Here is a 13,528-nt window from a genome sequence, read left to right as displayed (position 1 = left end):
CCGGAGGGCTCCACCACAGTTCCCACCACCCCGGACCGACCGGCCCGGACTCCGACAACCACCACCCGGATCCCGTGGAGATCCCGATCCCACCCGCACGCCGACACACCGACGGCGCGTCGGAATCCACGCGATTTCAATTGAAATCACACGTCCAATTTCCATTGAAATCGCGCGCAATCCGCGGCGCGCCGGACGCCGGCGCACCGATCCACGCAAATTCAATTGAAATCGAAGACGTGATTTCCATTGAAATTGCGCCGACCCGGCCGGGGAGCACCCGCGGAGGTCAGATGCCGTCCGGGAGGTCTTCGAGCGAGTCGTAGGGGCCGACGACCGCGGTGGTGAGGGGACGGCGGAGCAGTTCCGCAGCGAGCTCGGCCACGTCCTCGGCGGTGACCGCGTCGATGCGCTCCAGCGTCTGCTCGACCGTGAAGTGGCGGCCGTAGTTCAGCTCGGTCTTGCCGATGCGGCTCATCCGGGACGCGCTGTCCTCCAGGCCGAGCACCAGGCCGCCGCGCAGCTGACCGCGGCCGCGCTCCACCTCTTCCTCGGTCAGGCCGTCCGCGGCGACGCCCGCGAGCACCCCGCGGATCACCGTCGCGACCTCGCCGAGCCGGTCGGGCGTGCAGCCCGCGTACACCGAGAAGGTGCCGGCATCGGAGTACGCGGTGGTCGAGGAGTAGACCGAGTAGGCCAGCCCGCGCCGCTCGCGGACCTCCTGGAACAGCCGCGAGCTCATGCCACCGCCGAGCGCGGCGTTGAGCACCCCGAGCGCGAACCGGCGCTCGTCGTAGCGGTCGAAGCTGCGGCAGCCCAGCAGCAGGTGGGCCTGCTCGGTGTCGTCCGGCTGCAGCACCAGGCGCTTCTGCTGCGGCAACCGGGCTCGCCCGGTGCGCGGCGGCGCGGGCAGCTCGTCGCCGGTCAGGCGGTCGCCGATGGCCTTGCGGATCAGGCGCAGCACCCGGCCGTGCTCGACGTTGCCCGCCGCGGCCACCACCATCTTCGGCATGGAGTAGCGACTGCGGTAGAAGCCGTGCACCCGCGCCCGCGTCATCGCGGTGATCGAGTCCTCGGTGCCCAGGACCGATCTGCCCAGCGGGTGGTCGCCCAGCACCGCCGAGTTGAACAGCTCGTGCAGCAGGTCCTCGGCGTCGTCGTCGCGCATCGCGATCTCCTCGAGCACCACGCTGCGCTCGACGTCCACGTCGGCCTTCGCGTTCACCGCGTCGAAGACCACGTCGCACAGCATGTCCACGGCCATCGGCAGGTCGCGGTCGAGCACGTGCGCGTAGTAGCAGGTGTACTCCTTGGCGGTGAAGGCGTTGAGCTCGCCGCCGACGCCGTCGATCTCCTGCGCGATGTCCACCGCGGTGCGCTTCGCGGTGCCCTTGAACAGCAGGTGTTCGAGGTAGTGCGCGGCGCCGGCCTGCGGTTTGCCCTCGTCGCGCGAGCCCACCCCGACCCAGATCCCGACCGACGCCGAGCGGACGCCGGGCACCGGTTCGGTCACCACCCGCAGCCCGCCGGGGAGCACGGTGCGCCGGACTGCGGCGTCCCCGCTGCGCCCGAGCACCCGGGTGGTCCCGGGACGTTGCAGGTGGCCACCGACGTTCTTCTTCTGCTGCTTCATGTCCCCACGGAAAGGTCGGGCGGGCTGTGCACCCATGACGATACGGCCCGCCCCGGAAGTACCGGGACGGGCCGCATCGAGGATCAGTCGCAGATCACTGCTCCGACTTCTCGGCCTCCGGCTCGGCGGGGGCCTCGGACTTCTCGTCCTCGTCGTTGACCAGCACCAGGCTGATCTTGCCGCGGCTGTCGATGTCGGCGATCTCCACGCGCAGCTTGTCGCCGACGTTCACCACGTCCTCGACCTTGCCGATGCGCTTGCCGTTGCCCAGCTTGGAGATGTGCACCAGGCCGTCCTTGCCCGGCAGCAGCGAGACGAACGCGCCGAACGCCGCGGTCTTGACCACGGTGCCCAGGAAGCGCTCGCCGACCTTCGGCAGCTGCGGGTTGGCGATGGCGTTGATCTTGTCGATCGCGGCCTCCGCGGACGGGCCGTCGGCGGCGCCGACGTAGATGGTGCCGTCGTCCTCGATGGTGATCTCCGCGCCGGTCTCCTCGGTGATCGAGTTGATCATCTTGCCCTTCGGGCCGATGACCTCGCCGATCTTGTCCACCGGGATGCTGATGGAGGTCACGCGCGGGGCGTGCGGGCTCATCTCGTCGGGCTTGCCGATCGCCTCGGCCATCACCTCGAGGATGGTGAACCGGGCGTCGCGGGCCTGGCCGAGCGCCTGGGCCAGCACCTCGGACGGGATGCCGTCCAGCTTGGTGTCCAGCTGCAGGGCGGTCACGAAGTCCTTCGTGCCGGCGACCTTGAAGTCCATGTCGCCGAAGGCGTCCTCGGCACCGAGGATGTCGGTCAGCGCCACGTAGTGGGTCTTGCCGTCGATCTCGTCGGAGACCAGACCCATCGCGATGCCCGCCACCGGGGCCTTCAGCGGCACACCCGCGTTGAGCAGGGACAGCGTCGAGGCGCAGACCGAGCCCATCGAGGTGGAACCGTTGGAGCCCAGCGCCTCGGAGACCTGCCGGATGGCGTACGGGAACTCCTCGCGCGTGGGCAGCACCGGCATCAGCGCGCGCTCGGCGAGCGCACCGTGGCCGATCTCGCGCCGCTTCGGGCTGCCGACCCGGCCGGTCTCACCGGTCGAGTAGGGCGGGAAGTTGTAGTGGTGCATGTACCGCTTCGTCGTCTCCGGGGACAACGAGTCGATGGTCTGCTCCAGGCGCAGCATGTTCAGCGTGGACACACCCAGGATCTGGGTCTCGCCGCGCTCGAACAGCGCCGAGCCGTGCGCCCGCGGGATCACGCCGACCTCGGCGGACAGGCTGCGGATGTCGGTCAGCCCGCGGCCGTCGATGCGGACCTGGTCGCGGATGATCCGCTGCCGCACCAGCTTCTTGGTCAGCGAGCGGAACGCGGCGCCGAGCTCCTTCTCCCGGCCCTCGAACTGCTCGCCCTCACCGGTGGCGACCTTCTCCAGCACCGACGCCTTGATCTCGTCGAGCCGGGATTCGCGCTCCTGCTTGCCGCCGATCTTCAGCGCCTCGGCCAGCTCGGTGGAGACGGCCTGCTCGACGGCGGTGAAGGCGTCCTCGGCGTAGGCCGGGAACACCGGGAACTCCTGGGCGGCCTTGCCCGCCGCCTGCGCCAGCTGCTGCTGCGCGTGGCACAGGGTCCGGATGAACGGCTTGGCGGCCTCCAGGCCGGCGGCCACGACCTCTTCGGTCGGGGCCTGGGCGCCCTCGGCGACCAGCGAGATCGTCTTCTCGGTGGCCTCGGCCTCGACCATCATGATCGCCACGTCGTCGCCGACGATGCGGCCCGCGACGACCATGTCGAACACGGCCCGCTCCAGCTGCTCGTGGGTCGGGAACGCGACCCACTGGCCGTCGATCAGCGCCATCCGGGTGCCGCCGATCGGGCCGGAGAACGGCAGGCCGGAGGCCTGCGTGGACGCCGACGCGGCGTTGATCGCCAGCACGTCGTACAGGTCGCCCGGCGCCAGGCTCATCACGGTGACGACGACCTGGATCTCGTTGCGCAGGCCGTCCACGAAGGACGGGCGCAGCGGCCGGTCGATCAGCCGGCAGGTCAGGATCGCGTCCGTGGACGGGCGGCCCTCGCGGCGGAAGAACGAGCCGGGGATGCGGCCCGCGGCGTACATCCGCTCCTCGACGTCGACGGTCAGCGGGAAGAAGTCGAAGTGCTCCTTCGGCTGCTTGGACGCCGTGGTGGCCGACAGCAGCATGGTCTCGTCGTCGAGGTAGGCGACGACGCTGCCCGCGGCCTGCTTGGCCAGCCGTCCGGTCTCGAAGCGGACGGTGCGGGTGCCGAAGGCGCCGTTGTCCAGCACCGCGGTCGCTTCGTACACACCCTCGTCGATCTGGGGTTCGGTCAAGATGACTCCTCTGTCCTCACGAGGCCCACGGCAGGTGCATCCGGGTCGTGGTCCGACGAGGCCGGCCATCGATCGAAGCCCCCGGGAACGTCCGTTCGGACGACTTGCCCGGCAGCCACTACCGAGGACCGGCGGACGCCTGCCCGGTGCGTACCACCGTGAGCGCTCTTCATAGTTGCCACGGCGCCGAAGCGCCGGTCATGCACCGAGGGGAGCGGCCCGGCGGCCACTCCCCTCGGCGTTGGTCAACGGCGCAGGCCGAGACGCTTGATCAGCGAACGGTAGCGCTCGATGTCCACCTTGGTCAGGTAGTTGAGCAGGCGGCGGCGACGACCGACCATCAGCAGCAGGCCACGACGCGAGTGGTGGTCGTGCTTGTGCTGCTTGAGGTGCTCGGTGAGCCCGGTGATCCGCTTGGTCAGCAGGGCCACCTGGGCCTCCGGCGAACCGGTGTCGCCGTCCTTGAGGCCGTACTCGGCCAGGATCTGCTTCTTCTCTGCAGTGGACAACGCCACGAGTTGACTCCTTCGATGTCCCGTGTCAGCTTGCACCCGGCCGACCCGGCCGGGACGGGCCCGGTGCTCGAATCGAACACCTGCCCGGAGCCGGCCACCACGGACTGCAGCCGCTCCACCGGTCAGGATATCAGGGAGCACTGCTCCTACCGGGTCAACCCGATGACGCGCGCGTCACCCCGACCCGGTGCGCGATGCGGTACTCCGGGCCGCTTTCCCGCAGGTCACTGCGCACCACGGTCAGTTCGCGCGGCTGCCACCAGGGCCCGGCGTAGCCGGTGAACAGGCCGGTCAGCAGCTCTCGGGCGGCCCGCCCGGCCACCCAGCGGGCGATGGTCAGGTGCGCCCGGTAACCGTGCGGATCGCCGCCGGCCGCGCGCACCAGCTCCCGCAGCGCGCGGTCGTCCTCGGCGGTCTCCGGCTCGACGCCGATCCACAGCACACCGCGGAACGTCCCGCTGCCCGCCAGCCGCAGCCGCGGCGGCGCGAGGTCGGTGGCCAGCAACCGCGCGACCCGGCTCTCCAGCCGCTCGGTGACGTCGTCGAGATCGGCGTCGTCGCCGTGGAAGCACAGCGTCAGGTGCCAGCGCTCGGACCCGCTGATCCGGAACTTCCGCAACCCGGCCGTCGCCGCGGCCAGCCGGTCGCGATCGAGCCGGTCGACAGCGGAGGTCAGGTGGCGCAGCGCCGCCTCCGACGGCCACAACGCGGTGAACAGGCGCATCCGACGCCCCTTCCTGGCGATGGTGGTCCTACGACCATCGCACTCGGCGGGCTCAGTCGCCGTTGGCGGCGCGTCGCAGCAGGCCCGCCAGGCCCGGGTAGCGGCCTTCGAGGATCGACGCCGCGGCCTCCAGCTCGTTCGGCTTCGCGACCTCGCGCAAGATCGGCCAGGCCGCTTCCTCGCCGTTCGCCGCGTGCTTGACGGGCAGGTTGTCGCGCCCCACCGACGGCTGGGACTGGCGGACGTCCTCCAGCGCCTGCTTGATCGCATCGGGCTCACCGGCGGCGACACCGGGGATGAGCACCTTGCGCTCCAGCATCACCAGCCGGGCCAGCACCTGCGGGTTGCCGATCTTGGCGCGACGGCCGCTCATCACCTGGCTGAGCATCGGCGCGCTGATGCCGAGCACGTCGGCGAGCTGGGCCTGCGAGATGCGGAAGGCAACGACCAGGCGGCGCACCCGGTCGCCCAGCGGTTCGCCGTACCACTGCCGCTGCAGGGCCAGGTTCCGCTGAACGCTGCTGCTCTCCGCCACCTTCGCTCCCCCGATCTCGGCACCGACCCGATCACGCCTGGCCGTTCCGGCTCTGAATACTGCCAGGTCATCGGCCAGATGTGAGCGCGAATCGGAAACCTGCCCAGGGCGTCTTGAGCCGCTCGGCTGCCGGGATTGCTCCATCCGGGGAGTCGACATGCCGGGTGTCACCCGTCCACGGCCAGGATGCGCCGGGTCTCGGCGACGTCCTGGTGCATCTGCTCGATCAGCGCGTCCACGCTGTCGAAGCGCTCCATCGCGCGCAGTCGCTGCACGAAGTCCAGGTCCACGTGCTCGCCGTAGAAGTCGGCGTCGATGTCGAGCACGTAGGCCTCGACGGTGCGCTCGGTGCCGGAGAACGTCGGGTTGCTGCCCACCGAGACCGCGGCGGGCAGCGTGCGCCCGGGATCGCGGGAGCCGCGGTGGCGGTGCGTGAACCAGCAGGCGTAGACGCCGTCGGCCGGGATCGCCGCGTGCGGCGGGGTGGACAGGTTCGCGGTGGGGAAGCCGAGCTCCTTGCCGCCGCGCCCCGCCCCGCGCACCACGATGCCCTCCAGGCGGTGGTCTCGGCCGAGCGCGGAGGCCGCGGCGGCCACGTCACCGGCGTCTATGCACGAGCGGATGTAGGTCGAGGAGAACGTCACCGAGGCGCCCGCCGGATCGTCGGCCCGCCGCACCGGGCCGGACACCAGCGCGTCGGACTCGACGTCGAAGCCGAACCGCTCCCCCAGCTTGGCCAGCAGCTCGATGTTGCCCGCGGCCTTGTGCCCGAAGGTGAAGTTCTCGCCCACCACGATCTCGGCGGCGTGCAGCTTCTCGACCAGGATGGCGTGCACGAACTCCTCGGCCGGGATGCGGGAGACCTCGCGGGTGAAGGGCAGCACGCAGAACACGTCCACGCCGAGCTGCTCGACCAGTTCCGCGCGCCGCCGCAGCGTGGTGAGCTGCGCCGGGTGGCTGCCCGGCCGCACCACCTCCGACGGGTGCGGGTCGAAGGTCATCAGCACGCAGGGCACGCCGCGCCGTCGCGCCTGCCGCACCGCGTGCGAGATGAGTTGCTGGTGCCCGCGGTGCACGCCGTCGAAGACACCGATGGTGACCACGCACCGTCCCCAGCCGCCGGGAAGCTGCTCCAAACCACGCCATCGCTGCACGACCACGCAGCCTACTGCGCCACCGGGAGAACGTTGGGAAGCCATGGCCCGTGCTGCGACTCACAGCACGAGGTCGTGAGTGCGAAAGCGTGTCGGAACACCGTTGCGCACTCACGACCCCGGGCGGTCAGCTGACGCCTGCGCCGAAGGCCGAGATGTCCACGGTGGAACCGGCGCAGAGCGAACCGAGCACGTCCTGCTCACCGGTGTTCACCGCGACCTGCACCGCGTCGGCCCAGTCGTCCGAGCCGACCAGGTTCAGCGCGAGCTCGCTCGGGATCGACCCGCAGCCCTCCGCAGCGGTCCACTTCAGCGACAGGACCGCCTGGTCGTATGCCGGGCCCGGCATCGGCACGCGGGACGGTGCGGGTTCGAGGGTGTGCTGGACGGTCGTCGCCAGCGGCCGGCCGTTCTCGTCGAGCACCCGGAGGTCCGGGTACCGGTCCAGCACGCAGGGGTCGCTCGCGTCCTTCTTCGTCACCAGCAGCGTTCCCTCGCCGCCCGTCGGGCTCGCCTCCCCGGACTGGTACTGCGCGGTGAGGTCCCGCCCGGTGCAGGGCCGGTCCTCGTCCGAGCGCCCGTTGTCGCCCGAGTCCTCGGTCTGCTCGCCGGTCGTGGCCTGCTCGCCCGCCTCGACCGACTGCCCGTTGATCTGCGGTTCCGGGCTCGCGGGCGACTGCCCCGAGCCCGCCGCGCATCCGCTCAGCGCCAAACCCGCCGCCAGCACGACGGTCGCCCCGACTACTCGCTTGCGCATGCTGCTACCACTCCCTCGTCGTTCGTTCGGACTCGGTCGTGGGACGGCTCGGACCGTCGCAAGTTCCAGAAGTGTGGCGCGGGTCACCGAAAATACGTGCGAATCAAGGGATTCCGGTCAATTCGCCGGGATGATCACCAGCACCGGCTTGGCGGTCCGGCCGCGGTCGCGGACCAGCGCCACCGCGCGGCCGTCCGGGTCGAACATCCCGTAGGTGCCCTCGACGCCCGCGGCGGGCACCAGCTGGCCGTGCGAGAGGGCGCGGGCGAGGGTGGCGTCGACGTCGCGGCGCGGGAAGGCCGTCGCCACCGCCTCGTCGAGGCCCATCGACAGCCCCGGCTCCGCCTCCAGCTGCTCCAGGGTCCGCGCGGTGGCCAGCCCGAACGGGCCGACCCGGGTGCGGCGGAGCTCGCCCAGGTGACCGCCGACGCCGAGGCCGGCGCCCAGGTCGCGGGCCAGCGCCCGCACGTAGGTGCCGGACGAGCACTCGACCAGCACGTCGAGCTCGGTGGTGCGCTCGGTGCGGCGCAAGCCGAGCACGTCGAAGCGGGAAACGGTCACCGGCCGCGCCGCCAGCTCGACCTCCTCGCCGCTGCGCACCAGCTCGTAGGCCCGGCGCCCGTTGATCTTCACCGCGCTGACCGCGCTGGGCACCTGCTCGATCTCGCCGGTGAGCTCGGCGATCCCGGCGCGGACCGCCGACTCGTCGACGGCGGAGGCGTCCACTTCGGACAGCACTTCGCCCTCGGCGTCGTCGGTGCTGGTCGTCGCGCCCAGCCGGATGGTGGCCAGGTAGGACTTGGTGTCCAGGGCGAGGTGGCCGAGCAGCTTGGTGGCCCGCTCCAGGCCCAGCACCAGCACGCCGGTGGCCATCGGGTCCAGGGTCCCGGCGTGGCCGACCTTGCGGGTGCCCATGATGCGGCGGACCCGCGAGACGACGTCGTGCGAGGTCATCCCCGCCGGCTTGTCGACCACGAGCAGGCCGGGCGGAACGGTGGGGCGTGCTTTTCGGGAGTGCTCGGACACGACGCACCATCATTCCCGACCTCGCGCGACGATCACCGCGAGGGGTCGGACGAGCGCGGGCGCGACGATCTAGGCTTGATCCCGGACTAGGAGGTTGACGTGGCGTTCCGACAGATCCGGCGATTCGGCGATCCGATCCTGCGCATGGCGGCCGAGCCGGTCACGGAGTTCGACCAGCGGCTGCGCACCATCGTGGCGGACCTGCTGGACACCGTCGACGCGCCCGGTCACGCCGGGGTGGCCGCGCCGCAGATCGGCATCGGCGTGCGGGCGTTCAGCTACAACGTGGACGGCGAGATCGGCTACGTGATCAACCCGGAGCTGGTGGAACTCTCCGAGAAGACGCAGGACGGCTACGAGGCCTGCCTGTCGCTGCCCGGCCTCGGATTCGACACCCGCCGCGCCCAGCACGCGGTGGTGCGCGGCGTCGACGCCGACAACGAGCCGGTCACCGTCTCGGGCAGCGGCCTGATGGCGCGCTGCCTCCAGCACGAGACCGACCACCTCGACGGCAAGGTCTACATCCAGCGCCTCGACCCGCAAACCCGCCGCGAGGCCTTCCGCCAGGTCCGCGAGCAGGACTGGTTCTGGCAGCAGTGAGGCGGCGGCTCACGCCGTGGTGGGCTGCGTCCTGGTCGCCCCGGTGACCGCCCAGCGGCCGGAGCGGGCGCGCAGCAGCAGCGTCACCAGGCGCAGGACCATGAACATCGACAGGCCGGTCCAGATGCCCGCGAGCCCCCAGTCGAAGGCCAGCGACAGCCAGATCAGCGGCAGGTAGCCGATGAAGGCGCTCAGCAGCGTCGCGGTGCGCAGGTAGGCCGCGTCCCCGGCGCCGAGGAAGACGCCGTCGAGCGCGAACACGACACCGGCGATCGGCTGCAGGAGGACGAAGAACCACCAGGCGTGCGGCACCTCCGCCAGCACGGCGGCGTCGGAGGTGAACACCGAGGGCAGCGGCACGGCGAGCGCGGCGAACAGCACGCCGAGCACGATCCCGAACACCAGGCCGTACCAGGTGATCTGCCTGGCGATGCCCTGGGCGCGCGACGCCGAGCCCGCGCCCAGCGCCGCTCCGACCAGCGACTGCGCGGCGATCGCCAGCGAGTCCAGCACCAGCGCCAGGAACGCCCAGAGCTGCCAGACGACCTGGTGGGCCGCAGCGGCGTCAGCACCGGTACGGGCCGCCACCGACGTCGCCGACAGGAAGCACACCTGGAAGGCCAGCGTGCGCAGCACCAGGTCACGGCCGAGGCCGAGCTGGGCGCGCATCAGAGCCGGCTGCGGCTTCAGCGACACGCCCTCCACGACGAGCGCCCGGATGAACAGCGATGCGGCGATGGTCTGGCCGACCAGGTTCGCGACCGCCGAACCCTCCAGCCCCCAGCCGAAGGGGTAGACGAACAGCGGGCACAGCACGGCCGACACGCCGTTGCCGATCAGCACGTACCGCAGCGGGCGAGCGGTGTCCTGCACGCCGCGCATCCAGCCGTTGCCCGCCATCGTGATCAGCACCAGCGGAGCGCCGCACAGCGCGATGCGCAGCCAGACCGCGGCGGCGTCGGCGATCGGCCCCGGCCCGGCGAGCAGCTCGGCGACCGGGACCGCCACCAGCTGGGCCAGCAGCATGAGCGCGACGCCGACGGCGACGCCCAGCCAGGTGGCTTGGACGCCTTCGGCCACCGCGTCCTTGCGACGGCCCGCCCCGTGCAGTCGCGCGGTGCGCGCCGTGGTGCCGTAGCTCAGGAACGTCAGCTGGCTGGAGATGAGCGTGAACAGCGTGCCGCCCAGCGCCAGACCGGCCAGCGGGACCGCGCCCAGGTGGCCGACCACCGCGGTGTCGACGAGCACGTACAGCGGCTCGGCGGCGAGCACGCCGAGCGCCGGAACAGCGAGCGCGAACACCTTGCGCGGTGCGATGCGCTCCCCTGGTTCGGACACACTTCCTCCAGGTCGTTGCCTGCTCTGGTCGGTGGGCGGTGTCGCGCGAAACCGTCGCGCCACGCCTGCCGGGTGGTGATGTCGCGCGAGAACGGCAGCCGATCCGCGCGAGCTAAGCTGCGAAAGAGGGTTTCGCCCCTGACAGCACAGGCTACGGTAAGGACCGCAGATGGACAACGCTGATTACGTCGCCGTGGCTCTCCGGATCGCCAACGCCGATCTGAGCAGCCTCGACGCGGTGCGCGCCGCGGTCCACGACGAACCCTGGTGGGCCGATCGACTCGGCGAAGCGGACCTGCCGGTGCTGCGCACGGTCGCCGACGGCCTGCGCCGGGCGCTCGACGCCATGGTCGGCGGCGACGGCCGAACCGTGCTCGCGGAGATCAACGCGCTGCTCTCGGCGCATCCGCCGCGCCCGCGGCTCTCCGGCCACGGCGGCCGCAACGGCAACCCGAACTGGCACGTCCACGTCGCGGGGCCGGACGCCCCGGCTGTCGACGAGGTCGCGGCAGCGGCGGCCTGGGGCCTCGCGCAGGGCGTCGTCCACCACGGGACCGACCGCTGGGGCCGCTGCCAGGCCGACGGCTGCGACACCTACTACCTGGACACCTCGACCAACCAGGCCAAGCGCTTCTGCTCACCGCGCTGCGCGAACCGCATGCACGTCGCGGCCTTCCGCGCCCGCCGCCGCGAATGACCGACGCCTCCAACACCCGGCGCACCGGCCGAGCCCTCAACATCACGCAATTTCAATTGAAATCAGACGTCCAATTTCAATTGAAATTGCGTCTTCGTCGGCGTGTCGGGGGACGACTCGCCGACGACTCGCGCGACTTCCATTGAAATCGCGCAGGTCGGGAGGTCGGGGTCAGCCGAGGAACGGGGCTTCGTCGAGGGCCTTGCGGATGGACTCGATGATGTCCTCCGGCTTGCCCTGCGCCGTGAAACCCGAGGCCAGGCGGTGACCGCCACCGCCGCAGGCCGCCGCCGCGTGGCCGACGTCCAAGCGGCTGTCCGCGCGCAGCGACACCGACCACGTCTGCGGCGCCATCTCCTTCAGCACCGCGGTCACCTCGGCCTCGCTGGTCGTGCGCAGAACGTCGATGACGCTGTCGAGCTCCTCGCTCCGCAGCCCGTCGGAGTCGGCCAGCCGAACTGTGGCGTGCACGAACCCGAGCCCGCGCGCGGCTGAGGGCTCCAGCTCAGCGGCTCCGAGCACACCGGCCAGCATGCCCATCCAGCCGAACGGGTGGGTGTCGAGCAGCGGTCGCGTGGTCGCCTCCGGATCCACCCCGGCGCGCAGCAGCCGCGCCGCCACCTCGTGGGTCCGCGCGCTGGCGTGCCGGAAGGAGCGGGTGTCGGTGACCAGCCCCGCGTACAGGCACCGCGCGATCGGCAGGTCCAGCTCCGCGCCCAGCTCGTCGAGCAGCCGCAGCACGATCATCACGGTCGCCTCGGCGTGCTCGTCGACCACGTGCAGCGTGCCGTAGCGCGTGTTCGAGACGTGGTGGTCGATGACGATGACATCGCCACCGGCCTCGATGGTCCCGGCGACCCGGTCGGCCAACCGGCCGAGCCGCTGCAGGCTGCCGGTGTCGCACACCACCAGGGTGGGCGGCGCGGCGGGAACCTCGTCGACGGGCACCACGAGGCCGTCGCCGTCCAGGTCGCGCAGCGAGGCCGGCGGCAGGTCCGGCGTGCCGAACGACACGCGGACGGTGCAGCCCCGTCGCCGCAGCGCCCGGCCCAGCGCGAGCGCGCTGCCGAGCGCATCCGCGTCCGGGTTCACGTGCCCGAACAGCGTCACGTCCGTGGCGTCGGCCAGCTTGCGGGCGGCCGCCACCACAGCCGGTGCGACGGGATCCGCCGCGACTCCGGACCGGTCGTCTGCTTCGGGTTGCCCGCGCACAGGTTCACCTCCACGGCATGGGCGGCCGCTGCGACCGCCCGTGCACAACGCACCTGATGCTGCGCTGCGACTCAACCACTCTGTGGCCCACGCCGCACATCGGCGTCGGAAAACGACTCCGATTCCGCACCGTCGGTGTCGGCCTCGTCATCGTCGGTGCTGGTCCGGTACGGATCGGCGTCACCGGCGTGCGCCGCGCCGGACGCCAGCCGGGCCACCTCCGCGTCGGCCTCCTTGGCCTTGGCGAGCAGCTCCTCCATCCGCCGCGCGTTGTCCGGCACGGTGTCCGCGACGAACGTCAGCGTGGGCGTGAAGCGCACGCCGGTCTGCTGGCCGACGCGGGAGCGCAGCACCCCCGTCGCGCTGGACAGCGCGGCGGCGGTCGAGGCGTAGTCCGCGTCGTCACCGAAGACCGTGTAGTAGACAGTGGCATCCCGCAGGTCCGGGGTGACCCTGGCGTCGGTGATGGTCACCATCGCCAGCCGCGGGTCCTTGACCTCGTGCTCCAGCCCGGACGCGACGATCTGGGCGATCCGCTTGGCGAGCCTGCGGGCGCGCGGAGCATCAGCCACGGCGCACCTCCTTCGAGAAAAGTTCAGTTCAGTTGAAGCGGCCCGGGCCGCCGTTGACACCCGCGATCGGGCGGGCGCAGAGGTTCCACGACCCGCAGGCCGCGGAACCGCTCAGTCCTCTGGTCCGAGCATGCGCTGGCGGGCCGAGAGCAGCTCCAGTTCCGGGCGTGCGGCGACGAGCCGCTCGCACGCGTCCAGCACCTCGCGCGCGTGCGAAGCGTCGCCGGAGACCACCGCGACGCCGATCAGCGCGCGGCGGTACAGATCCTGGTTGCCCGCCTCGGACACCGCGACCTCGAAGCGCCGCCGCAGCTCGGCCACCACCGGCCGGACCACGGCGCGCTTCTGCTTCAGCGAGTGCACGTCGCCGAGGAGCACGTCCACTTCGAGCACACCGACGTACATGGGTCCCCCAAACCGCGAA

At 71.4% G+C, this 13,528-nt stretch carries 14 protein-coding genes; 2 read left to right on the top strand and 12 right to left on the bottom strand.

Going from position 1 to position 13,528, the window contains the following annotated elements; all coding sequences use genetic code 11:
• Positions 1-289 precede the first annotated feature (289 nt).
• From C4T78_RS14480 to truB, 8 genes are all read right to left on the bottom strand, one after another.
• On the bottom strand, positions 290-1,633 hold the full coding sequence (locus tag C4T78_RS14480) for a M16 family metallopeptidase (RefSeq protein ID WP_093344801.1): 1,344 nt from the start codon (positions 1,631-1,633) through the stop codon (positions 290-292).
• 94 nt (positions 1,634-1,727) lie between these two features.
• Entirely contained in the window at positions 1,728-3,974 is a 2,247-nt protein-coding gene (locus C4T78_RS14475) for a polyribonucleotide nucleotidyltransferase (RefSeq protein ID WP_093344798.1), read from the bottom strand.
• A 245-nt stretch (positions 3,975-4,219) separates the two neighbouring features.
• Positions 4,220-4,489: a 30S ribosomal protein S15 gene (gene rpsO, locus C4T78_RS14470; protein ID WP_093146528.1), complete on the bottom strand. Its 270-nt coding sequence runs from the start codon at positions 4,487-4,489 to the stop codon at positions 4,220-4,222.
• 154 nt (positions 4,490-4,643) lie between these two features.
• Positions 4,644-5,213 (bottom strand): 2'-5' RNA ligase family protein, encoded by a 570-nt coding sequence (locus tag C4T78_RS14465; RefSeq protein WP_093344795.1) that lies wholly within the window; start codon positions 5,211-5,213, stop codon positions 4,644-4,646.
• A gap of 52 nt (positions 5,214-5,265) precedes the next feature.
• Complete coding sequence (locus C4T78_RS14460) at positions 5,266-5,748, bottom strand: helix-turn-helix domain-containing protein (RefSeq protein WP_093344792.1); 483 nt, start codon at positions 5,746-5,748, stop codon at positions 5,266-5,268.
• Between the two features lie 167 nt (positions 5,749-5,915).
• Positions 5,916-6,902: a bifunctional riboflavin kinase/FAD synthetase gene (locus C4T78_RS14455; RefSeq protein WP_093348144.1), complete on the bottom strand. Its 987-nt coding sequence runs from the start codon at positions 6,900-6,902 to the stop codon at positions 5,916-5,918.
• Between the two features lie 127 nt (positions 6,903-7,029).
• Positions 7,030-7,659 carry a DUF4232 domain-containing protein gene (locus tag C4T78_RS14450; RefSeq protein WP_093344789.1) on the bottom strand — a complete coding sequence of 210 codons (630 nt, stop codon included), beginning with the start codon at positions 7,657-7,659 and terminating at the stop codon, positions 7,030-7,032.
• Between the two features lie 117 nt (positions 7,660-7,776).
• Complete coding sequence (truB, locus tag C4T78_RS14445; protein WP_093344788.1) at positions 7,777-8,685, bottom strand: tRNA pseudouridine(55) synthase TruB; 909 nt, start codon at positions 8,683-8,685, stop codon at positions 7,777-7,779.
• Between the two features lie 99 nt (positions 8,686-8,784).
• On the opposite strand from truB, the gene def reads away from it, so the two are divergent.
• Positions 8,785-9,285, top strand: coding sequence for a peptide deformylase (gene def / locus C4T78_RS14440; protein WP_093344785.1), 501 nt, complete (start codon positions 8,785-8,787; stop codon positions 9,283-9,285).
• A gap of 9 nt (positions 9,286-9,294) precedes the next feature.
• Here the strand turns inward: def and C4T78_RS14435 are convergent, their stop codons facing one another.
• A complete protein-coding gene (locus tag C4T78_RS14435) occupies positions 9,295-10,623 on the bottom strand; it encodes an MATE family efflux transporter (RefSeq protein ID WP_093344783.1) in 1,329 nt (442 codons plus the stop codon).
• Between the two features lie 169 nt (positions 10,624-10,792).
• Here C4T78_RS14435 and C4T78_RS14430 point away from each other — a divergent pair, with 169 nt between their 5' ends.
• Positions 10,793-11,320 carry a CGNR zinc finger domain-containing protein gene (locus C4T78_RS14430; RefSeq protein WP_093344781.1) on the top strand — a complete coding sequence of 176 codons (528 nt, stop codon included), beginning with the start codon at positions 10,793-10,795 and terminating at the stop codon, positions 11,318-11,320.
• A gap of 171 nt (positions 11,321-11,491) precedes the next feature.
• Here C4T78_RS14430 and C4T78_RS14425 read toward each other — a convergent pair whose 3' ends face one another.
• The 3 genes from C4T78_RS14425 to C4T78_RS14415 form a co-directional block, all read right to left on the bottom strand.
• Positions 11,492-12,469, bottom strand: coding sequence for a DHH family phosphoesterase (locus tag C4T78_RS14425; RefSeq protein ID WP_093348142.1), 978 nt, complete (start codon positions 12,467-12,469; stop codon positions 11,492-11,494).
• Between the two features lie 134 nt (positions 12,470-12,603).
• Positions 12,604-13,104 (bottom strand): 30S ribosome-binding factor RbfA, encoded by a 501-nt coding sequence (gene rbfA / locus C4T78_RS14420; protein ID WP_093344779.1) that lies wholly within the window; start codon positions 13,102-13,104, stop codon positions 12,604-12,606.
• A gap of 111 nt (positions 13,105-13,215) precedes the next feature.
• Positions 13,216-13,509 carry a DUF503 domain-containing protein gene (locus C4T78_RS14415; RefSeq protein ID WP_093344777.1) on the bottom strand — a complete coding sequence of 98 codons (294 nt, stop codon included), beginning with the start codon at positions 13,507-13,509 and terminating at the stop codon, positions 13,216-13,218.
• Positions 13,510-13,528: the final 19 nt, after the last annotated feature.

Source organism: Saccharopolyspora kobensis, assembly GCF_900108315.1.
Lineage (GTDB): Bacteria > Actinomycetota > Actinomycetes > Mycobacteriales > Pseudonocardiaceae > Saccharopolyspora > Saccharopolyspora kobensis.
Note: the sequence above shows the minus strand (reverse complement) of the source record. Positions and strands in the feature narration are given on the sequence as shown.